General features: G+C 67.8%; 21 protein-coding genes. 10 read left to right on the top strand and 11 right to left on the bottom strand.

What is annotated here, in order from left to right; genetic code table 11:
• Positions 1-99: 99 nt before the first annotated feature.
• Positions 100-1,611: an N-acetylmuramoyl-L-alanine amidase gene (locus BLS85_RS09760; protein ID WP_176793557.1), complete on the bottom strand. Its 1,512-nt coding sequence runs from the start codon at positions 1,609-1,611 to the stop codon at positions 100-102.
• Between the two features lie 836 nt (positions 1,612-2,447).
• On the opposite strand from BLS85_RS09760, the gene BLS85_RS09755 reads away from it, so the two are divergent.
• Positions 2,448-4,943, top strand: coding sequence for an Rne/Rng family ribonuclease (locus BLS85_RS09755; RefSeq protein ID WP_092785703.1), 2,496 nt, complete (start codon positions 2,448-2,450; stop codon positions 4,941-4,943).
• Positions 4,944-5,765: 822 nt separating this feature from the next.
• A complete protein-coding gene (locus tag BLS85_RS09750) occupies positions 5,766-6,323 on the top strand; it encodes a response regulator (RefSeq protein ID WP_092785701.1) in 558 nt (185 codons plus the stop codon).
• Between the two features lie 73 nt (positions 6,324-6,396).
• Here BLS85_RS09750 and BLS85_RS09745 read toward each other — a convergent pair whose 3' ends face one another.
• A complete protein-coding gene (locus BLS85_RS09745) occupies positions 6,397-7,287 on the bottom strand; it encodes a tetratricopeptide repeat protein (RefSeq protein WP_092785699.1) in 891 nt (296 codons plus the stop codon).
• Positions 7,288-7,496: 209 nt separating this feature from the next.
• Between BLS85_RS09745 and BLS85_RS09740 the strand changes: the two genes are divergently transcribed.
• From BLS85_RS09740 to BLS85_RS09730, 3 genes are all read left to right on the top strand, one after another.
• Positions 7,497-7,985 carry a thioesterase family protein gene (locus BLS85_RS09740; protein WP_092785697.1) on the top strand — a complete coding sequence of 163 codons (489 nt, stop codon included), beginning with the start codon at positions 7,497-7,499 and terminating at the stop codon, positions 7,983-7,985.
• 62 nt (positions 7,986-8,047) lie between these two features.
• On the top strand, positions 8,048-8,575 hold the full coding sequence (locus BLS85_RS09735) for a pentapeptide repeat-containing protein (protein WP_245699167.1): 528 nt from the start codon (positions 8,048-8,050) through the stop codon (positions 8,573-8,575).
• Between the two features lie 223 nt (positions 8,576-8,798).
• Complete coding sequence (locus tag BLS85_RS09730; protein ID WP_092785695.1) at positions 8,799-9,848, top strand: GGDEF domain-containing protein; 1,050 nt, start codon at positions 8,799-8,801, stop codon at positions 9,846-9,848.
• Between the two features lie 130 nt (positions 9,849-9,978).
• Here the strand turns inward: BLS85_RS09730 and cysS are convergent, their stop codons facing one another.
• The 5 genes from cysS to soxY form a co-directional block, all read right to left on the bottom strand.
• Positions 9,979-11,364 (bottom strand): cysteine--tRNA ligase, encoded by a 1,386-nt coding sequence (gene cysS / locus BLS85_RS09725; RefSeq protein WP_092785693.1) that lies wholly within the window; start codon positions 11,362-11,364, stop codon positions 9,979-9,981.
• 93 nt (positions 11,365-11,457) lie between these two features.
• The gene (locus BLS85_RS09720; RefSeq protein WP_092785692.1) at positions 11,458-12,210 is read right to left on the bottom strand and encodes a cytochrome c biogenesis CcdA family protein; all 753 of its coding nucleotides are present in this window, start codon (positions 12,208-12,210) and stop codon (positions 11,458-11,460) included.
• 151 nt (positions 12,211-12,361) lie between these two features.
• Complete coding sequence (gene soxB / locus BLS85_RS09715; protein ID WP_092785690.1) at positions 12,362-14,050, bottom strand: thiosulfohydrolase SoxB; 1,689 nt, start codon at positions 14,048-14,050, stop codon at positions 12,362-12,364.
• 209 nt (positions 14,051-14,259) lie between these two features.
• On the bottom strand, positions 14,260-14,586 hold the full coding sequence (gene soxZ, locus BLS85_RS09710) for a thiosulfate oxidation carrier complex protein SoxZ (RefSeq protein WP_092785688.1): 327 nt from the start codon (positions 14,584-14,586) through the stop codon (positions 14,260-14,262).
• A gap of 73 nt (positions 14,587-14,659) precedes the next feature.
• Positions 14,660-15,148, bottom strand: coding sequence for a thiosulfate oxidation carrier protein SoxY (soxY, locus tag BLS85_RS09705; protein ID WP_092785686.1), 489 nt, complete (start codon positions 15,146-15,148; stop codon positions 14,660-14,662).
• Between the two features lie 598 nt (positions 15,149-15,746).
• Between soxY and BLS85_RS09700 the strand changes: the two genes are divergently transcribed.
• The gene (locus BLS85_RS09700; RefSeq protein ID WP_245699165.1) at positions 15,747-16,178 is read left to right on the top strand and encodes a thioredoxin fold domain-containing protein; all 432 of its coding nucleotides are present in this window, start codon (positions 15,747-15,749) and stop codon (positions 16,176-16,178) included.
• A 249-nt stretch (positions 16,179-16,427) separates the two neighbouring features.
• The gene (locus BLS85_RS09695) at positions 16,428-16,775 is read left to right on the top strand and encodes a BolA family protein (RefSeq protein ID WP_092785684.1); all 348 of its coding nucleotides are present in this window, start codon (positions 16,428-16,430) and stop codon (positions 16,773-16,775) included.
• Between the two features lie 73 nt (positions 16,776-16,848).
• Here BLS85_RS09695 and nifT read toward each other — a convergent pair whose 3' ends face one another.
• Genes nifT through nifB form a run of 4 tightly spaced genes read right to left on the bottom strand, consistent with a single transcriptional unit; the run spans position 16,849 to position 19,157 of the window.
• Entirely contained in the window at positions 16,849-17,061 is a 213-nt protein-coding gene (gene nifT / locus BLS85_RS09690) for a putative nitrogen fixation protein NifT (protein WP_092785682.1), read from the bottom strand.
• Positions 17,058-17,381: a nitrogen fixation protein NifZ gene (locus BLS85_RS09685; RefSeq protein ID WP_092785680.1), complete on the bottom strand. Its 324-nt coding sequence runs from the start codon at positions 17,379-17,381 to the stop codon at positions 17,058-17,060. The genes nifT and BLS85_RS09685 overlap by 4 nt, the downstream gene beginning before the upstream one ends.
• A 17-nt stretch (positions 17,382-17,398) precedes the next feature.
• Positions 17,399-17,593, bottom strand: coding sequence for a 4Fe-4S dicluster domain-containing protein (locus BLS85_RS09680; RefSeq protein WP_092785677.1), 195 nt, complete (start codon positions 17,591-17,593; stop codon positions 17,399-17,401).
• 34 nt (positions 17,594-17,627) lie between these two features.
• Positions 17,628-19,157, bottom strand: a complete 1,530-nt coding sequence (gene nifB / locus BLS85_RS09675; RefSeq protein ID WP_245699164.1) for a nitrogenase cofactor biosynthesis protein NifB — start codon at positions 19,155-19,157, stop codon at positions 17,628-17,630.
• A 274-nt stretch (positions 19,158-19,431) separates the two neighbouring features.
• Between nifB and BLS85_RS09670 the strand changes: the two genes are divergently transcribed.
• Genes BLS85_RS09670 through nifW form a run of 3 tightly spaced genes read left to right on the top strand, consistent with a single transcriptional unit; the run spans position 19,432 to position 21,279 of the window.
• Positions 19,432-19,746: a HesB/IscA family protein gene (locus BLS85_RS09670; RefSeq protein ID WP_092785675.1), complete on the top strand. Its 315-nt coding sequence runs from the start codon at positions 19,432-19,434 to the stop codon at positions 19,744-19,746.
• A 28-nt stretch (positions 19,747-19,774) separates the two neighbouring features.
• On the top strand, positions 19,775-20,956 hold the full coding sequence (nifV, locus tag BLS85_RS09665) for a homocitrate synthase (RefSeq protein WP_092785673.1): 1,182 nt from the start codon (positions 19,775-19,777) through the stop codon (positions 20,954-20,956).
• Positions 20,953-21,279, top strand: a complete 327-nt coding sequence (nifW, locus tag BLS85_RS09660) for a nitrogenase-stabilizing/protective protein NifW (RefSeq protein WP_092785671.1) — start codon at positions 20,953-20,955, stop codon at positions 21,277-21,279. Before nifV ends, nifW begins: the two co-directional genes overlap by 4 nt.
• Position 21,280 lies beyond the last annotated feature (1 nt).

Below are 21,280 nucleotides of genomic sequence, written 5' to 3'. Positions count from 1 at the left end.
CGGTCTGCCATCAAGGGACCGAACCGTGCGGCGGCGCCGTTCGCGCCGCGTCATCGTCGTGGTAGGGATGGAATGTGGCGCGGTCAAGGCCACCGGGCATCACGGCAGCCGCGCGCCCTGCACCACGGTGAAAAACTGGTCCAGCGCCCTGACGACGGCCTGACTCAGCTTGACCCGGTAAGCCCGCTGGCGCAACAGCCGTTCGTCCGTCGCATTCGACAGATATCCCATCTCCAGCAGGGCGGACGGCACGTCGGGGGCCTTCAGAACGGCGAAGCCGGCGAACCGTCGGCTGTGGTTCAGGGTGCGGATGTCAGGCGGCAGTTCGCGCAGCAGCGTGTTGGCGAAAGACACCGAGCGGTTCATGGTCTCGCGCTGCGCCAGATCGATCAGAATACTGGTGACGTCCTGGGATTCGTGGCTGAAGTCCATGCCCAGGATGATGTCGGCCTTGTTCTCGCGCTCGGCCAACGCGCCGGCCTCGGCGTCGGAGGCCTTTTCCGAGAGCGTGTAGACGGACAGGCCACGCACGCTCGGATTCCCGATGGCGTCGGCGTGAATCGACAGGAACAGGTCCGCCCCGGCCTGACGCGCCCGCCGCACCCGCTCGCGCAGGCGCACGGACACGTCGCTTTCGCGGGTCATGACGACGCGATAGCGTCCGGTGTCGACCAGGACGCGGCGCAATTCCCGGCCCATGGCCAGAGTGATGTCTTTTTCGTAGATGCCGTGGACGCTGATGGCGCCGGGATCGCGGCCGCCGTGCCCCGGATCGAGGGCAATGAGCGGCTTGTGCGGCGGCGGCGGCTTGCGCGCCGGGACGGGCGCGAAGGCAACCTGCGTCATGCTCGACGTGCTGGCGGCACCGCCCCCGCCGACACCGGACGGAGGCGCCGGCGCGGCGAAGATCGAGGGCAGCGGGCGCGGCAACTCCTGGGGGGCCGGCTCGACGGGCCCCGCGACGACCGGGGACGCGGGCGGCGGGGCGGGCGGGACCGGGGCGGGCTCGGCGACCGCCGCGGGCGGGGACGATAGCGGTTCCGGCGTCTTGGGCTGTTCGGGCGCGGAGGCCACGGCCCGGCGCGCGCCCCCCATACGCGCATGCTCGTGGCCGGCGGAGGCCCGGAACGCGCTTGAGGAACTGTCCACGAGATCGATGACGAGGCGCCAAGCGTGGCCGTCGCTGGGTTCCAGGGCGAACACGGCGTCAAGACGCGCCGGCTGGGTCAGATCCAGGACCACCCGGGTCAGCCCGCCCTCAAGCAGACCGTAGCGCACGGCGGCGATGTGGCCGGTGGCGCCCGGCAGGGCGCCGGCCGGCACCTGCCAGTCGGACTCCGCGAGGTCGATGACCAGCCGGATCGGGTCGGTCAGGGTAAAGACGCGGTAGGTGGGGGATTCGGCCAGATCGACGACCACGCGGGTCTTGCTGCTGTGCTCGCCCAGGCGGAAGCCGGTGGCCTGGTTGGCGGCCAGCGCCCGCGCCGCCAGACCCGGACCGAACGCCATGCCGGTTGCGCCGGCCACGGTTCCGACCCGCAACAGGAGCCGGCGCGACGGCGGGTTTGCGCCGCCGTCTGCCGGCACATCAGGCCCGGTGTCGTCGCGCATCCCACTCCGCATTCCGTCCGTCCTATGGCAAGACCCGATCCCCAGTTCGCCCAGTCTTCGACCAAGATATACGCCCATACATGCAAGCCTACAAGAACAAAAGAAAAATTACGCACCCATACGAGCTTCGGCACTTCAGGGATGCACTCTGGATTTCATCCCCTGCGTCTCGCGCCACGCCGCTGGTGGATCATCACCGCCCGTCGCGTGGCGACCCATCCGGTCCCGCGCGGTGGACATCGGCGTGATCGCCCCACGGCGTCAATATGACCTCCAGCATAACGTATTGTCCCCGGGGGCCGGCATGACTATTGTCTCAAGTGGAATTCAGTCGCCGCTTGGGCGGCTGCGACTCCGGGGTTGGATCCGCCGAGACACTGAACACGCGGCATCCGGCTCCGCCAAGGCCGATTGGTCGGGGCGCCGCGATGCGATGGCGTCTCCCGGCAGTCCCGGAGCGGTGTATCGGCTCCGGGCTCATGGTGCCGACGCCGCCAAAACGCGCGTGGCCGCCCGGTGATCGGCCGAAGGTTACAACCCGAATTCGAGGCCGGGCCGGCGGGCCCGGGCCAGAGGATCCGTCGCCATGTCCCTCGCCGTCCCTTTGCTGTCGTTCCGGCTTGTGCCGCGGTCCGTTCCGACCGCGACGCATCGCGCCGCTGGCGGCAGAGGTGTCGGCCGGGGGATCGGTTCCGCCCGTGCCGCTGTCGCGGCGTGGCGCGGCGCGCGCGCGACCCGTCCCGGCCTGTCGGACTCCGGCCTCTTGGCGAGATCAGGCCCCACCCTTCCCACCCAGGCGGGAGCGGCACCGGTGGCCCCACGGAGTGCAGTTTTGCATGACCAAGAGAATGTTGATCGACACCGGTCACCCGGAAGAGACCCGGGTGGTCGTTCTGGATGGCACCCGGCTTGAAGAATTCGACGTTGAGACCAGCACCAAGAAGCAGATCAAGGGCAACGTCTATCTGGCCAAGGTGGTCAGGGTCGAACCATCGCTTCAGGCGGCCTTCGTCGAATACGGAGGCAACCGCCACGGCTTCTTGGCCTTCAGCGAGATCCATCCCGACTACTATCAGATCCCCGTCGCCGACCGTCAGGCCTTGATCGCCGAGCAGCGGGAACGCGAGCAGGCGGCCGAGGCGGAGGAAGAGCGCCGGGCCGATGGGGACCCGGGGGACGGCGACCAGAGCGACGAGGGCGAGACCGACCACAGGCGCCGCCGCCGGGGCAACGAAGGCGATGATGGCGACGATGGCGACGGCAACGATGTCGAGGACGTCGGCGGCGAGGAGACGGTCGCGGCCGCCTCGCCCCAGCTTCAGGCCAACGCCCTGCGCAACTACAAGATTCAGGAGGTCATCAAGCGTCGCCAGATCCTCCTGGTCCAGGCGGTCAAGGAAGAGCGCGGCAACAAGGGCGCGGCCCTGACCACCTATCTGTCGCTGGCCGGCCGCTACTGCGTGTTCATGCCCAACACCGCGCGCGGCGGCGGGGTTTCGCGCAAGATCAGCAGCCAAACCGACCGACGCCGGCTGAAGGGCATCCTGGCCGACCTGCAAGGGCCACCCGGCGGCTCGGTGATCCTGCGCACGGCCGGCGGCGAGCGCAGCAAGGCCGAGATCAAGCGCGACTTCGAATACCTCATGCGGCAGTGGGAGCAGATCAAGGAGACCACCCTGGCCTCCGTCGCCCCCGCGCTGATCCACGAGGAAGCCAACCTGATCAAGCGGGCGATCCGCGACATCTATACCCGGGACATCGAGGAAGTCCTGGTGGACGGCGATGACGGCTACCGCGCCGCCAAGGACTTCATGAAGATGCTGACCCCGTCGCACGCGCGAAAGGTGCAGCCGTACCGGGATCAGGACATGCCGCTGTTCCACCGCTTCCAGGTGGAAAGCCAGCTCGACGCCATGCACAGCCCGACGGCGCAGCTTCGCTCCGGCGGCACGGTGGTCATCAACCAGACTGAGGCGCTGGTGGCCATCGACGTCAACTCGGGCCGTTCGACCAAGGAGCGGCATATCGAGGAAACGGCGCTCAAGACCAACCTTGAGGCCGCCGACGAGATCGCCCGCCAGTTGCGCCTGCGCGATCTGGCCGGGCTGATCGTGATCGACTTCATCGACATGGACGAAAACCGCAACAACGCGGCCGTCGAACGGCGCCTGAAGGAGGCTCTGAAGCAGGATCGCGCCCGCATTCAGATGAGCCGGATCAGCCCCTTCGGCCTGCTGGAGATGTCGCGCCAGCGGTTGCGGCCCAGCCTGATGGAAACCGCGTTCCACACCTGCCAGCACTGCCATGGCACCGGCGTGGTGCGCTCCATCGAATCCACCGCCATCCAGATGCTGCGAGTGATCGAGGAGGAGGGCGTGCGCCGCCGCTCGGCGGAGGTGACCCTGACCGTGCCGACGCCGGTGGCGCTGTACATCCTCAACAACAAGCGCGCCATGCTGACGGCGATCGAGGCCCGGTACGACTTCCGCGTGCTGATCCAGGGCGATGATGATCTCATCATTCCCGCCTACACCATGGACCGGGTGCGCGCGGACGCCCGGGCGGAGTCCGGGGAGGTCGAGCGGACCGTGGTGCCGCCCCCGGAGGTCGCGGAGGCGCCGGCCGAAGCCGACGATGACGACACGGCGCGCGCGGACGACACCCGCGACGACGAGGAGGCCAACGGCCGCAGCAGCCGTAAGAAGCGGCGGCGGCGGCGCAAGCCGCGCCGGGACTCCGACCGATCCGGCGCCGAGGACCAGGGCGAAGGCGCCGAGGAGACCGAATCCCCGGAGTCCTCCGACGATGAAAGCCCGGATTCAGCGCAAGACGGTGAGGAGGGCGCGCCGTCCGATGACGAGGACGGATCGCGGTCCAGCCGTTCGCGGCGCTCCCGGCGGCGGCGCGGCGGACGCCGCACGCGCCGCTCGGACAGCGACACCGCGAACGGAGACGACGGTGAGGCCAGCGAGGCCGGTGAAGACAGGGAGTCCGGCGGGACGGCGAACGACAACACGGCCGTCGAGGCCGAGACCGCCAACACTTCTGGCTCCGGGGACGACGACACGGGCGTCGCGGATGCTCCGACCGACACCACAACGGAGGAGGAGGCGGTGACCGCCTCCGATGACGCGGAGGCCGCTGCGGAAGCGGATCAGGCCGAAGGCGACATGGATACGGACGGGAACGGGGACGGGGACGCCGACGTTGACGTCAATGCTGACGCCAATGTTGATACCAGCGCGGAAACCGACCCCGATGAGGCACCGTCCGAACCCGACGTGTCGGAGGAGGTGTCATCCAGCAATCGGCGCGGTTGGTGGCGCCGCTGACGCGGCACCACGGTCCGCGAGGGTCGGCACGGAAACACGGTAGAGGGTGAACGCGACCGCCGCGATGCCAGCAGCTCTCATTTTGGCTGGACGACCAAGGACCGAACAGCGCCGCTCGGACTCCTCCCCCCGTCGGGGCTATCATATTCACAGGTCGTCCCGCCGAAGCGGCGGCTCTTCGCTCACGCGACATCTTGACTCGTCATTGCGAACCCTCGTCGCAAGACGAGGGTGGAGCAATCCAGGGCACAAAACGCAAGTACCCGCCCTGGATTGCCCCATGTTTTAATTTGGGCTGCGCTCCTCGCCATGACGAACAAAAGTAGAGGCGTGTGAATCAGGATGATCGGTTCCCATGACACTGTGTTCGACCGGCGGGCGGGTGGCCGGAGGACAGCTGCCTGAGGTGCGACGATCCTGTGGCTGCGCGGCGGCTGACCGACAGCCAGTCGCCCTCCATTCGGATCCCAGTCATCCGCAACCGGATTCATCGTCCTGCATTCTTATTTTTCATAAAATTCAAGAAGATACGACATACGACAGACGGCATAGACTTTGACCCTGTCGTAGAGAGAAGTCCGGGCACCGGGGCCACCCGCTTCAGCGAAAGGGCTGCACGACCATAACTTCTGTCCCGTTTACAGTCGGACGGTCGAAGGCGCATACTTCGATACGTAGCGGGTGGTTGTATCCCGCATGACCGCGAGCGCTTGGGTCGTGCATCACGCCGGAGGCCGGACTTCGACGGACGGTGATGGTGCGCGACGCTTGACGGCGGGGGGGATCGGCCGGACCAGGTCGGACATCCTCTGATACGGCAACATGGAAGCGACCGCGCGGAGGTGTGCATTGGTTGATAGGAACGATCATATCACTGAAAAAATGCGCGACCGCCTTCAAGCGTTGCGTGTTCTCATCATTGATGACAACAAGTTCTCTCGATCATTGCTGGTCACGCAACTCGCCAACTATGGCATTCGGGACGTCACCGAGTGCGGCGACGGGGTCGAGGGGCTCAAGCGGCTTCAACAGGATCCGTTGCACATGATCCTGCTGGACTACGAGATGACGCCCCTGAACGGTGCCGAGTTCGCCCGCATGGTGCGGCGCGACACGTCGATCCGTAATCCCGAGATCCCGATCATCATGATTTCGGGCTACTCGGACCTCGGACATGTCAAGGAGGCCCGCAACGCGGGCATCAACGAGTTCCTCGGAAAGCCGGTCTCGGCGGACGTTCTGTACAAGCGGATCGAGCACACCCTTCTCAATCCGCGGCCGTTCGTGCGCAAGGGCAACTACATCGGCCCCATGCAGCGCGAGGAACGGTCGCCGATCTCGTCGGAGACGAGCGGCTCTTCCACGGCAGGTGTGTTCTAAGGACCCGCCCCGACGAAACCCGCCGGGGCTGAAAGGGAAGGAGTGCGTCGTCGGCCGTTAACACGGGACGCGATCAAACCCGCAGCACCGCCGCCTCCCGCTCGACTTGATCGCGGCGACCGTCAAGACCGGCATGGCCGAACAACTCGGCGGCGTGCCGCAGCAGCTTCATGGCATGCTTGGGCGCCGCCCGGGCTTCAAGACGCCCCGCCTCCAGCAACGCTTCCGCCTCGCCGGCCAGATGCCCGGCCTCGCCGTTGAGGCGCGCGGACGCCGCGAACGCCTCCCGAGCCTCCTCCAGGGCGCCCATGTCGGCGAGCAGGCGGCCGATATCCATCCGGGTCGTGCCCTCGTCCAGGTGATCGCCGTTCATGGCATACAGGTCGGCGGCCTGTTCCAGGGCGGCATGAGCCTCATCGGCCCGGCCAAGCTCGCGCAGGACCTCGGCCATGGCGGACAGAGCCGTGGCCTCGTGCAGACCGCGCCCGGCCTCCTCGTACAGTCTGCGCGCGTGACCGTAGTCCTCCAGCGCCCGATCCGCGCGGCCTGCGTCCAGGGCCAGCCGACCGATCTGCATGCGCGCGCGGGCCTCGCCGTACAGGTTTCCGCCGTGGGCGGCCCGGGCCAGCGCAGCCTCGGCGTGCGCCCGCGCAAGCTTGGACTCGCCCTCCAGGTGCAGGGTTTCCGAAAGCAGGACCTCCGCGGCCGCGCGGTCACTGTCATCGGCCTCGTCCGTGAACAACCCCAGGGATTCCAGCAAGTCCGAACGGGCGGCGGCAAGGCGCCCCTGGCCGAGTTCGACCTCGCCCCGGCGCATCATCGCCATCGCCTCGCCATCGCGGTCACCGACTTTCTGGAAGAAGTAGCGTGCCCGCCCGAAGGCTTCGAGGGCCTGCTGGAACTCGGCCCGCGTCACGTGGCGATCCGCGTCGAGCATGGCCTGATCGGCTTGGGTCTTGGGCATCACGAGGCCTCCCTCCAGACCGGGGAACCGCGCGTTAAGAAGACAGACCCGACGACAGCCTTTCGACGATGTGCCGTCCCACGCGCGGTTGGTGGTGACGGATCCATGACGGCCACTGTAGAACCGTCCTGGGGGCGCGGCAATCAAAACCGTGCCCCGACCCCATCAACGGGCGAATGGCGCCCGACGCCTTTGGAGGGCCGAGCCCGATGCCGGATGCCGACGGACCCTTGCGCCTGCACCGCGAGACGGTGCGACCCGAGTGGCTGGACTACAACGGCCACATGAACGTGGCCTATTACACGCTGGTCTGCGATCACGCGACGGACGCGGTCATGGACTGGCTCGACCTGGGGCAGTCGTACCGCAGGCGCGCGGGGGGAACGATCTTCGCCGTCGAGGCGCATGTGACGTACGATCGCGAGCTGTCGGAGGGGGATCCGCTCCTGGTTGAGACCCTGGCCCTGGAGGCGGGCGAGAAGAAGCTGCGCCTGTTCCATCGCCTGCTGCACGCCGAGGCCGGTTTTCAGGCCGCCAGCAACGAGGTGCTGCTGTTGCACGTCGATCTGGCCACCCGGCGGGTCGGGCCGTGGCCGGCCGACGGACGGGAGCGGCTGCGGGCGATGGTGGCGGCGCACGCCGGCCTGCCGCGCCCGCCGGAAGTGGGGCGGCATGTGGGCGCACCGCGCGTGGGTTGATTCACACATGCCACATCGAGACCCTTTTCCCGAGAGAGGGAACGTCTTACCTTAGCTCGGTCATGATGATGATTCGCTCCGCCGCCCGCCCCATCACCACCGTGTTGACGCTGTTGGTCCTGGCCCTCGCCGTGCGGCCGGGATCGCCAGCCCATGCCGCCTGTACCGATGTCGCCGAGCCTGGGGTGGAATGGCGCCGCTGCTACCACGACGGCCGCAATCTGGAAGGGGCGGACCTGAGCGGCGGCGTGTTGCGGGATACCTCGTTCCAGCGCGCCAACCTGAAAGGCGCCAATCTGACCGGGACGAATGCCTTCCGCACCCGGTTCGTCAGCGCCGACCTGCGCGGCGCGGATCTCTCCGACGCCGAGATGAGCGAAGCTGACTTCACCAAGGCCGACCTGTCGGGCGCCATGCTGCGCAACGCCGATCTGCGCCGCGCCCGGTTCTTCCGCGCCATCCTGCGGGGCGCCGATCTGACCGGGGCCGACCTGGACATGGCGGACCTGCTGCATGCCGATTTGTCGGGCGCCACCTGGGTGAACGGAAAGCGGGTGTGTGCCGACGAATCTGTCGGCCAATGCAATTGATAAGAGACACATCTTGGAAGGTCGCGCCCGCCATCCGGGTTTCCTCCCCTGCGATCAAAAGAAGCGCGCCTGGACTGGCGGATCCGCGCACCTAGACTGCGCACCGGGGACAATCTCTTAGCTGACGGACGCTGTTTCCTTGGCGCTTGGGCCTGGAGTGTTGTATTCCTTTAGGGTCAGCCCATGCGGTGACCCGTCGGCCCGTCAAGGACAGTGTCTCGCCATGATCGAGTATGCGGAATCAAAGGTTCAGGCCCAGGCCGCCGCCCGGAACGCGATCCAATCCATGAAACAGTTCGGGATCACCCCGAATCCCAATAACTTCGCGGTCTGGTATATTCATCATTCGAACCGCCTGCCCGACCTGAGCCGTGAAATCGAACGACTGATCAAGCTGGGATCGGACTTCGGGCCGCCGATCATTCAGGCGCTCCACGACAAGTACGTGACCCAGGCCAACGAATCAAAGACTCTGGCCGCCGCCGGCATGCGGATCGAAAATACCCTCGAACAACTGCTGAAGATGTTCCAGATCGCCAACCGCGGCACCGAGAGCTACGGCGCCACGCTGGCCGACCTGTCCGATCAGGTCGGGGGCGCGAACGGAGAAACGCTACACGAAATCGTGGCGTCGGTTGTCGCTGAGACGCAAAAAATGCTGCGCGTCAACCGAAAGCTCGGAACCGAGCTGACGCAGTCGTCCCAGCAGATCGCCCGACTTCGCGAGGATCTGGAGCAGGTTCGAACCGAGGCCAGCACCGACGGGCTGACCGGCGTGGCCAACCGCAAGGTGTTCGACAACGTCATGGGTGAGGCGACACGCCACGCCGCCGATACCGGAAGCCACCTGTCGCTTCTTATGCTGGACATCGACCTGTTCAAGCAGTTCAACGACACGCACGGGCACCAGATGGGCGACCAGGTACTGAAGCTGGTGGCCCGCACCATTCAGTCCTGCGTGCGCCCGGAGGATACCGTGGCCCGCTACGGCGGTGAGGAGTTCGCCGCCATTCTGCCCGCCGCCTCGCGACGCGAGGCGGCCGACGTGGCCGAGCGCATCCGCACCACCGTGGCCAGCAAACGCATCACCAACCGTCGTTCCGGGACGGAACTGGGACGGATCACCCTGTCCATCGGCATTTCGGAATACGCCATCGGCGAGTCGGTGGGAGACATGGTCCAGCGCGCCGATCAGGCCCTGTATCTGGCGAAACGCATGGGGCGCAATCGGGTCGTGACGCAGTCCGAGCTGGAGAAATCCGGCATTCTCTAGGGCGCGGTGCGTCAGTTCTGGCCCGCCCACCGCGCCTTGACGCGGTGGTGTTGGAATAGGCCGTCGTTCCGATTCGTTCCAGATCGCTCGGGGTTTGCCTGGGCGCCTGTCCGCGCTTCGCTCCCCCGGATTAGCCTCGCTTCCACGTCGTGCCCTGCGGGCCGTCCTCCAGGAGGATCCCTTGGGCGGCGAGGCCATCGCGGATGGCGTCGGCGCGGGCGAAGTCCTTGGCCTTGCGGGCCGCCTTGCGCTCCGCGATCAGGGCCTCGATGTCATCGGCCGTCGGGCCGTCGCCGCTCGCGGACGCACCCTGGAACCACGCCGCCGGGTCCTGCGTCAGCACCCCCAGCAGCGCCCCGCCGCCGAGCAGGTCGCCCTTCAACCGCGTCCGCTCCGCCGGATCGGTGGCCTTATTGAGCGCGCCGGCCGTTTCATGCATCAACGCGATGGCGCGCGGCGTGTTGAGGTCGTCGCACAGCGCGTCCAGCAGGGCATCGGACGGCGCCGGGTCGCCGTCGGCCGTCACGTCCTCAGCGCCGCGCAGCGCGGTATAAAGCCGGTCCAGCGCCGCCTTGGCGGCCTTCAGGCCGTCGGCGGTCCAGTCCAGGGGCTGATGGTAGTGGGTGGACAGCATGCACAACCGGATGGCCTCGCCCGGCGCCTGGTCCAGCAGCTCGCGCACGGTGAAGAAGTTGCCCAAGGACTTGGACATCTTCTCGCCCTCGACCATCAGATAGCCGTTGTGCATCCAATAGCGGGCGAAGGTGCCCGGGCCGTGGGCGCAAGTGCTCTGGGCGATCTCGTTCTCATGGTGGGGGAAGATCAGGTCCTGCCCGCCGCCGTGGATGTCGAAACTCTTGCCCAGGTGCTTGGCACTCATGGCCGAGCACTCGATGTGCCAGCCCGGCCGGCCGCGGCCCCACGGGCTGTCCCAGCCGGGCAGGTCCTCGGTCGAGGGCTTCCACAGCACGAAGTCGGCGGGATCGCGCTTGTAGGGGGCCACCTCGACGCGGGCGCCGGCGATCATCTCGTCGCGCGAGCGGCCCGACAGCCGGCCGTAGTCGTCCATGCTGCCCACCGCGAACAGCACGTGACCCTCGGCCTCGTAGGCATGGCCCTTGTCGATCAAGTCCCCGATCAGGGCGATCATCTCGCCGATATGCTCGGTGGCGCGCGGCTCCAGGCTGGGCGGCAGGGCGTTCAGGGCCGCCATGTCCTCGTGGAACAGACGCGTGGTCTCGGCCGTGATCTCGCCGATGGAGCGCCCGCTTTCCTTCGCCCGCGCGTTGATCTTGTCGTCCACGTCGGTGATGTTGCGTACGTAGGTCACGCGCGGATAGAGCCGTTGCAGCAGCCGGAACAGGACATCGAAGACAAGCACCGGCCGGGCATTGCCGATGTGCGCGCGGTCGTAGACCGTCGGCCCGCAGACGTACAGGCGCACATGCGACGGGTCGAGCGGCTCGAACGGGGCCTTGCCCCGGGACAGCGTGTCGTGGATGTGCAACGTCGACATGGCGGCAAGCTCTTGGGACGGGAGGGGAAACGCGTCCCGGTCATACCCCGCCGGACCGGCCCGCCGCAACAGCGGCGCCGTCCTCGGCCGGTTTTACTTCGCCAGAGTCGCCAGCGCCGGGACTGCGCCGATCAGCCAGTCCGCGACCAGCGACATGGTGCGCGTCATGATGAGGACGCCGGTGAGGACCAGCAGCGCGCCGATGCCCTTTTCGATCCATCCCATATACCCGCGCAGCCGGGTCTTGAACCGCAGGAAGGCGCCCAGGGCATAGGCCGCCAAGATGAACGGCACGCCGATGCCCAGGGTGTACACCCCCAGCAGGGAGGCCCCGTACCACGCGCTGTCGGACTGGCTGGCCAGCGCCAGGATGGTGGCCAGGATGGGGCCGACGCACGGGGTCCAACCGAAGGCGAAGGCCAACCCCACCACATAGGCGCCGATCATCCCCAGGGGTCGGCTCCGCACCTGGAACCGGGCCTCGCGGTACAACAGGGCAAGGCGGAACACGCCCAGGAAATGCAGCCCCAGAACAACGATGATCGCTCCGGCGATGGGGGCGAGAATGTGCAGGTTGCCGGCGATCAGATCGCCAATCAGGGCGGACCCGGCGCCCAGCGCCATGAACACGGTGCCGAAGCCGAGCACGAAGGCGATGGCCGCGCGCAGCACCCGCGCCCGCGCCGCGCGGCGGGAATCGGCGTCGCCGTCCTCGTCGAACTGATCGAGGCTCACCCCACCGATGAAGCACAGATAAGGCGGCACGATGGGCAGGATGCACGGCGACAGGAAGCTCAGGATGCCCGCCGTCAGAGCCCCGATGTAGGTGATGGTGAAGCCGTCCATGGTGGTTGTGTCCGCGCGGTCGCCTAAAAAAATCGAGGCTCGTCATTGCGAGCCCGCATCCCTTGATGCGGGCGAAGCAATCCAGAGCGGAAGACACCGGAACCTGCCCTGGATTGCTTCGTCGCTGCGCTCCTCGCAACGACGTCTCGCTCTACGCCTTGATCTTGATGGTGGTGTTCTCGGGCACCGAGACCGTGCCGTGCTTTTCGATGTAGCGGGACACGACGTCGTAGATCGGCGGCCCCTCGGTGCCTTCGTTCACCGACGCCCAGCCGGCCACCACATAGTTCCGGGCCGGATCGATGGGCTCGCCGGTGGACAGCAGGGTCATGTCCGAAATGCGGTCGCCCATGGGCTTGCGGATGTCGATGGCATAGCCCATGCCGCCGACGCGCACCATGTCGCCGCCCTGCTGATAGAACGGGTCCTCGTTGAAGATGTTGTCGGCCACGTCCTCCAGCACCGTCTTCAGGGTCGCCCCGTCCATCGCCATCCGGTAGGCGTTGGGGTAGGTGATGGAGGTCATGGAGTGGACGTCGTCCACGGTGATGTCCTGCCCCGGCAGCAGGGTTGCCCCCCAGCGGAAGCCGGGCGACAGCGCGATCTCGGCGTCGCGTTCCTCCAGCAGGGCCTGACAGATCAGATCGTCGAAGCTGCCGTTGAAGTTGCCACGCCGATAGAGAAGGTCGTCGGTCTGACCCAAGACGCGGGTGCATTCGGCCTCGTAGGGGGCGCGGATGTCGGCGATCACCTGGGCCATGTCCGGGTCCGGCGTGATGACGTCGGAGAACACCGGGATCAGGCGGTAGCGGTAATCCGTCACGGCCCCGCCCTTCACCTCCAGGTCCAGGCGCGACAGGAACTTGCCGTGCGAGCCCGACGCGATCAGCAGCGTCTTGCCGACCTTGACCTCGCGCGGCAGGGCATCGTGGGTGTGACCGGTCAGGATGACGTCGATCCCGTCCACCAGCGAGGCCAGCTTGCGGTCCACGTCAAAGCCGTTGTGGGACAGTAGCACCACCACCTCGGCGCCATTGGCGCGGGCATTATCGACGTGCTCCTGCACCAACTCGGGGCGGATGCCGAAGGACCAGTCCGGCATCAGGTAGCGCGGATTGGCGATGGGCGTGTAGGGGAAGGCCTGCCCGATCACCGCGACCTGAACGCCGCCGCGCTCGAACATCTGCGTCGACTCGAAGACCGCCTCTTCCCACATGGCGTCAATGACGTTGCCGCATAGGAATGGGAAGTTCAGTTCGCCGTCGATGATCTCCTGCACCCGATCCTGACCGTAGGTGAACTCCCAATGCGCCGTCATGGCGTCGGTCTTCAGCGCGTTGAAGGCCCGGACCATGTCCGCGCCGTTGGTCTGAAGCGATGTGTAGGAGCCCTGCCACGTATCGCCGCCATCCAGGAACAGCGTGTTGTCCGGCCGCTCGGCACGGATGGCATTGACCAGGGTGGCCAGCCGGTCCAACCCGCCGACCTTGCCGTAGGTCCGCGCCAGATCGACGAAATCCACGTTGGTCAGGGCGTGGCATTCCGGTGAGTCCCTGGGGATGTCGAACATCGTCAGGAAGTCGGTCCCGGTAACGTGCGGCGGCTTGCCCTCGACCGCGCCGACGCCCAGGTTGATGGACGGTTCGCGGAAATAGATCGGCATCAACTGCGCGTGCACGTCGGTGACATGCAGCAGCGTCACTTGTCCCAGCGGATCGAACCGCAGCAGATCGTCCTGGGTCAGTGCCTGGGCCGCCGCCGCGCGGCGCAGCCCGGCCGGGCTCCCCAGCAGGATCGCCGTGGCGGCCGCCGTCCGCATCAAGTCACGCCGTGTGAACATTCCCCATCCCTTTCATCCTGATCCGCCCGTGGTTCAACGCGCCGGGTCAAGGATCGAGTCGCATTCGTATCGAATCGATTGCCGCCGGGATCTCTGTTCGCCCGTGCCGCCCGGCGGAGCCGGCATCGGAGCGTGCCCGCCCTGCGGCGGCGCGGCCATGGGGCCGTCGGGCGGCACACGCCCCCGGACGGCCCGTATGGCGCTGGGCATCAGGACAACGCGATGCCCTTGGTTTCCTCGTAGACCGAGCCGTCGTCGTCGTGCCAGCGGAAGGTGAATTCCCCGGCCTCGTCGACCTTCGCGAAGAACGAGATGTAGGGGTTGGACGAGACCGACGGATACAGATCGACGCTGAAGAACTCCTGTCCGTTGAACAGGGCCTCGAAGCGGTTGATGATTTGCCGGGGAATCGGATTGCCATCCTCGTCCTTGCGGTGGCCCGATTCCATCGGATGGTTGATCAGGGTCTTGATTTCCACGACATCTCCCGCGGCGGCCTCGCCCGGGACGCGCACACGCGGCCGAATTCTCGCCATTGCCTGCGTCTCCTCTGAATGGTCCGGGCCGCCGTCATCCGGCGGCCGATTGCGTTTCTGGGGCTCGGGCGGGTCAGCCGCCGCAGCCGCCGATGGTCACCTTGACCTGTTTGCTGGCCATCATCGCCTGCCCGTCGCTCATGCGGGCGACGACCACCACGTTCTGGGTCTGCACCAGACGCATGCGGGTGGAGGCGCTGGCCTTGCCGTTCATCGGCGTGAAGTGGAACTGGGCCACGCGCGGCGACGGGTTGCCGTCGGCCAGCACCATGATGTCCTGGACATAGCTGTCGGCGGTCATCGGCGCGTCGATCTCGACGCTCAACGGCACGGTGTTGCCGTTTTCCGCGATCTCGGGCAGGTCGATGGAAATGGCGCCCTCGGCCGGCATCTCGCCGAGCATCTCCGTGATGACGTCGGTCACCTCGGCCTCGGTGGCGTGCGCCAGCCGGGGACCCAGGCCGGGCACCACCGTCAGGCCGGTGGCCACGGCGGCCGCGCCGCCCAGGCTGAACAGAACCCTGCGGCGGCTGGTCCCGCCGGTCTCTTGCGTGTCAAGCATGCTGTCAGTCTCCCTTGCGATATCACGGCCTGGGCGAGTCCCTGCTCGGACGTTCGTCCAGGCGCTGACCTGTAACCGTTCTAACCGAGTCATCCCCCCGTGTCGCGCCGCTTCTTGGCGCGGGCGACCGCGCGTTGGCTCGGGTGCGTCGGCGTCGCCCGGTCGATCCAGACGCCCTCGGCACAGATGCTGTTCGAGAGAGGTTTTGCGCGCAAAACGCACACCGGGTCCACCACCGCCGCCGACACACAGGTCGATGGACGGCCCGGACACCGGTCCTCCCAATCCGGTCGCCCGTTTCAACCCGCCGGAACAGGCGGGCCGGACGCCCTTGGTTCTTGCCGCCACCGCGCACCGGTCTGGGCCGGCTGTTGATCCCGGTCGGCGGATGTCTGGTTGCCCAGGCTGTCCCGGCGCCGTAGCCCCGGGCGATGTGTTCCGCCTGGATCCTTGCTCATTAGCATTTTATAATGCAAGCATGACCGATCAGGATCGCCAACGCAAGATCCACGTGGCCGTTCGGTTCGCTTCGGCAAGAAGACTCGGATCCCGTCGCTCCCCCCGGCCGCGTGCGGCCCCGACCGAAGGAGGTTTTCCCATGCAGCGCTCCCAGGACACCGCCCGGCGGGGCCGCCGTGCCCGCGTCGCCCGCACCCTCGCCGGCGCCCTTCTCGCCGGCCTGATGGGCCTCGTCGGCGGAAGCGCGGCGCGCGCCGCCGAACTGGTGATGTTCGAATCGCCCTCCTGCACCTGGTGCCAGCAGTGGCACGCGGAGGTCGGGCCGGCCTACGCCAAGACCGATGAGGCGACCCGCGTCCCGTTGCGGCGGGTCAACCTGCACGGGGACTGGCCGGAGGACCTGAAGGACATCCGAGGGGTGACCTTCACGCCGACCTTCGTTCTGGTGGAGGACGGAAAGGAACTGGACCGGATCACCGGCTATGCCGGCGCGGACCTGTTCTGGTTCCAGTTGGCCACGCTGATGACTGCCCTGAACGACACGGAGGGTGGGACGGACGACGGGTCCTGAGAGCCCGGGATCGGTACCCTTCGGCCGGCCGCCCTCCACTGCCAACGGATCATCCGGATGGCACCAGGGTCACCCAACGCGCCCAAGCCCTTTGCAGTCCACGCGAATCATGGTCGCGAACCAGCCCGGATCGGTCCGGAATTGCTCTCATCCCAACAGGATCGTCTGGTGCCTGTGCGGCGGATTCCCTTGATCCGATCCGGCGGGGCCGCCATATGGCGTGCGACACCGCCAAGGGAGAGTGACGGCATGCCCTCCGCCAGCATCCGCGACCGCATCGAACTCAAGATTGCCGACGCCCTGCGCCCCGTGGCCCTGACGGTGTCGGACGACTCCCGCCGCCACGCCGGACACGGCGCGCGCATGGCGGCGCTGGCCGAACGCGGCGCGGCGCAGGGTCACGCGCCGCTGGACGGGCGGGGCGAAACCCACTTCACGGTCGAGGTGGTGTCAGAGGCCTTTGCCGGAAAGTCGCGGGTGGAACGCCACCGCATGGTCAACGATCTCCTGACGGAGGAACTGCGCGAGCGGGTGCACGCGCTGTCCATCCGGGCGCGCACGCCCGCCGAAGCGGCGCCCGCGCGCCCCCCCGCGTAGCGCGACCCGGAAACGGGCGGCTGCCCGACGGCCAGCCGGCCTCCATTCGGATCCCAATCAAACGGACTCGGGATCAATCCCCGGTGCTGATCCGCCGCGCGTCCAGGGTCAGGGGCAGGGGCGTGTCGGCCGGCATCTCGGGCATCTCGAAGCGCCAGCCGTTGGCCAGCTCGATCCAACCGCCCCACAGGTCCGGCTTTTCGGTGGCCGTGACGCGTTCCTCCAGATCCTTCTTGGGCACGTAGGCTTCGTAACCACTCGCCACCTTGCGGATGGTGATCTTCATGTCGCGGTGTCCTCTTGGGCTGGGGGCGGATCACCCTCGGCGCTTTCCAGTTCGTGGGCGCGCATGCCGACCACGCGCAGGGTGCGGACGAAATCGACGTCGTAGATCCAGTGGCGTTGCAGGAAGGCCCCGACGCTGCGCACATAGCCGACATCGCCGACCTCCACCAGCACGTCGCCGATGCGGGCGCCGGCGGTGGTGCCGTCGTCGCGCACCCGAGCGCGGGCGCGCACCTTGGTTCCGGGCTCGAAGACCGGGGGCTGATCGATCTCGACCAGCCCGTCGTCCCCGCCCGAAGGCTGTTCCGTGGTCTCGGCCATGGGGTGCCTCGCCGTGCTCAGGCCGGAACGCAGGTGCCGGGCATCGGACACACGGCTTCGCACTGGGGCGCGTCGAAGTGGCCCTCGCACTCGGTGCAGGTCGCCGGGTCGATCTTGTAGGTGTCGCCCTTCATGGAAATGGCGCCGGTCGGACATTCGAACTCGCAGGCGCCGCAGACGGTGCACTGGGATCCCAGGATCTTGTAGGCCATGGAACGGGTCTCCTTCGTCTATGGATTTGGGTGCTCAGGCGCGGCGCGCGGCCGGCGCCGTGTCAGGCTGCGCGGTGGCGGCGTACCAGTCCGCCACCGCCGGTTCGATCAGGTCGTGGCCGGGGATTTCGTGCGCGGCGATGCCGGCCGCCTCCAGCCGGCGGCGCGGCCCGGTGCCGATCTTGACGCACAGGACGGCGTCGATGCCCTCCAGCACGGACAGAATCGTCGTCATCCGCTCGGCGTCGCCGGAACCGCCCAGACAGTAGTTGTCGGCGCGGCGGATGCCGGCGAAGCGCACGCCCTCGGCGCCGACCTCGTAGACATGGAACTCGGTCGCCTTGCCGAAGTGCAAATTGACGCGTCCGCCGCCGCGCGAGCACACGGCCACCATGCGGCGGTCCCCGGCCGGCGCAACGGCCTCGGCCACGGCGTCGGCGCGCGCTGCTTCGGCGGCCTGCTCGGCGCGACTGTCCGCGACCAGCGCGCGATAGGCGGCGCGGGCCTCGGCATCCACCGTCGGCGAGGTGGCGTCCGCGCCGCCGCCGTCGCCGCAGCCGTCCTCGCCCAGCATGCCGACGGCATCGGCGCGACACTGGCGGCAATGGCGCATCAGGCGGGCATCGTTGCCCAGCGAGTCCCGCAGCGTCTGAACCTCAACCGGAGTCGGGCCGCGCTGGCCGGTCAGGCCGAAGTGGGTCCCGTGCGCCGGGTCCGAGATCAGCGGCATCACGTTGTGCAGGAATGCCCCCTTTTCGCGCACCACCCGGTTCACCTCTTCCAGGTGGCCGTCGTTGATCCCCGGGATCATGACCGAGTTGATCTTGACCAGGATGCCGGCCGCGACCGCGCGTTCCAGGCCCTCCATCTGGCGCTCCAGCAGGATGCGGGCGGCCTCCACCCCGCGCCAGCGGCGGTGGTCGTGGGCGATCCAGGGGTAGATCTCGGCGCCGATCTCCGGGTCGAGGGCGTTCAGGGTGATGGTGACGTGATGCACGTCGAGAGCCTTGAGCGCGTCCACATGATCGGGCAGCGCCAGTCCGTTGGTCGACAGGCACAGCGTCAGGTCCGGCACTTCGGCCCGCAGCAGCTCAAGCGTTTTCAGGGTGCGCGGCGCGTTGTGCAGCGAATCGCCCGGGCCGGCGATCCCGACGACGGACAGTTGGGGCAGCCGCGCGGCGACGGCGCGCACCTTCTCCACCGCCTGTTCCGGGGTCAGGCGCTCGGAGACCACGCCCGGCCGGCTCTCGTTGGCGCAGTCGAACTTCCGATTGCAGTAGTTGCACTGGATGTTGCAGCCGGGGGCCACCGCCACATGCATGCGCGCGAAGTGGTGGTGGGCCTGCTCGGAGTAGCAGGGATGCTCCTTGACCTTTTCCCAGATCGCCGGAGACAGGCCGGCCCCCTCGCGGCGCGCGCCGCCGGTCGCCTCGCGGCGCTTGTTGTGCGGCACGCGGATCGGTTGGCCGACGGTCGGCATCGGCCGCGCCAACGCGGCGCGCAGATCGCGGGTGGTGGTGACGGCCTCCAGGCCGGCAAGGGGTAGGCGCGGCATCGTGGTCATGTCGGTCTCCCTGACGATGCGGGACAACTCCCCCACCAGCAATCCCGATGCCAACCGCAGAATCGTTCTATTTCAAAGCATTAGAATTTCGTCGTCCTGTCCATCCCCCGACACGGCCGTGGTCGCATTGTCGCAACACCGACACGTCGCCGCGTTCTGTCGGTGAGTCGCATTCGTGATTCGGCGCGGATTTCCGCGCGTCGCCCGAGTGGCACGCAAATTGCTGCGGTGCCGTCCATCGCTGTTGTGTGTTCCTGCTCGGGAGGCCTTCGCCATGCTGTCCCTGACCGAGACGGCTCAGACCGTCATCCGCGGTGCCGTCAGCCGCTCCGAAGCGGCGCGCGGATTGAGGATTGTCGTCGCCGCCGGCGGCTGCGCCGGGCTGCAATACCGGCTGGGGCTGGCCGCCGGGGCGGAGGACGGCGACGCCGTCACCACCTTCGACGACCTGTCCATCTTCGTCGATCCGGAGAGCGCGCCCCTGTTGACCGGCACCACGGTCGACTTCGTCGAGGACGAACGCGGCGCCGGGTTCGTGTTCGACAACCCCAACGCCGCCGGCCGGTGCAGTTGCGCCAAGTCGGCCTGACCGGATCGGACCAAGGAAGGACGCGTCCATGACCTGTTTCCGATCCGCCGCCGAGGCCGCCCGCGCCGAAGCCTCGGAGTCGCCGGTGATCCTGACCGACACCACGTTGCGCGACGGCGAACAGACCGCCGGCGTGGCCTTCAGTCGTAACGAGAAACTGGCCATCGCCACCGCCCTGGATCGGGCCGGTGTCCCGGAACTGGAAGTCGGGATTCCCGCCATGGGTCCTGAAGAGCAGGAGGACATCCGCGCCATTCTGGCCCTGCCGCTGCGCGCGACCGCCTTCGTCTGGTGTCGGCTTTCCGACACCGACCTTGATGCGGCGCTTGCATGTTGCGCCGCAATGGTGCATGTGTCGGCCCCGGTCTCTGATCGCCAGATCAAGGGCAAGCTGGGCCGTTCGCGTGACTGGGTGCTGCGCGAACTGGATCGGGTGGTCCGTCGGGCACGGGACCATGGATTGCGAGTCAGCGTGGGCGGCGAGGATGCCTCCCGCGCCGATCCTGATTTCGTTGCACGCGTGATCGAGACCGCAGAGCGGGCCGGCGCACAGCGTTTCCGCTATGCCGACACGTTGGGCATGCTGGACCCGTTTTCAACCCGGGACGCCTTTACACGGATGCGAGCCTTGACCGACATGGACCTTGAAATCCACGCCCACGATGACCTGGGGATGGCCTGCGCCAACTCCCTGGCCGCCGTCAGGGGCGGGGCCACCCATGTCAGCACCACAGTCGTCGGGCTCGGTGAACGCGCTGGCAACGCCGCGCTGGAAGAGGTGGCGGTTGCCCTGGACGCCCTGTACGGCCGCGACACCGGGGTTGACGCGGTGCACCTGCCCGCGCTGGCCGCCCTGGTGGCCGCCGCCGCCGGCCGCCCCGTGCCGGTGGGCAAGAGCGTGGTCGGCGACGGCGTGTTCACCCACGAAAGCGGCATCCACGTCCAGGGCCTGCTGCGCGATCCGGGCACTTATACCGGCCTGGAGCCGGGCCGCCTGGGCCGCGCCCACCGCCTGGTCGTCGGCAAGCACACCGGCGCCGCCGGGCTGGCCCACGCCTGCGAGACGCTGGGTCTGACGATGGCCCCGGGGCAGGCCGCGCGCATGGTGCCGCTGTTGCGCGCGCACTACCTGCGCGGCAAGCAGGCCCCCGAGGCCGAGGACCTGCGCGCATGGCACGCCGTGACCCTTGAGCCGGAGACGGTGCAGTGACGGGCGCGCTGGAGCAACTGGCCGGCCTGTCCGCCGCCGAGGAGTTCTTCGAGGCCCTCGACGTGCCGTTCGACCCGGCCGTGGTGGCCGTCAACCGGCTGCACATCATGAAGCGCTTCGGCGAGTATGCCGCCGCGCATTCGGAACCAGATCGTGATACCCTACGCGATTGTCTCGCGCGCGCACACGAGGACTTCGTCCACTCGGACGCCCGCCGCGAAAAGGTGTTCGCGGTGTTCCGGCAACACACCGACGGAGCCGGCCGCGCCTTCATTCCCCTGGAGGCGCTGTCCCCGTCCCAATCAACACCCAGGGGAGAGTGAG

Origin of the sequence: Rhodospira trueperi (assembly GCF_900101965.1) — a bacterium.
Lineage (GTDB): Bacteria > Pseudomonadota > Alphaproteobacteria > Rhodospirillales > Rhodospirillaceae > Rhodospira > Rhodospira trueperi.
Note: the sequence above shows the minus strand (reverse complement) of the source record. Positions and strands in the feature narration are given on the sequence as shown.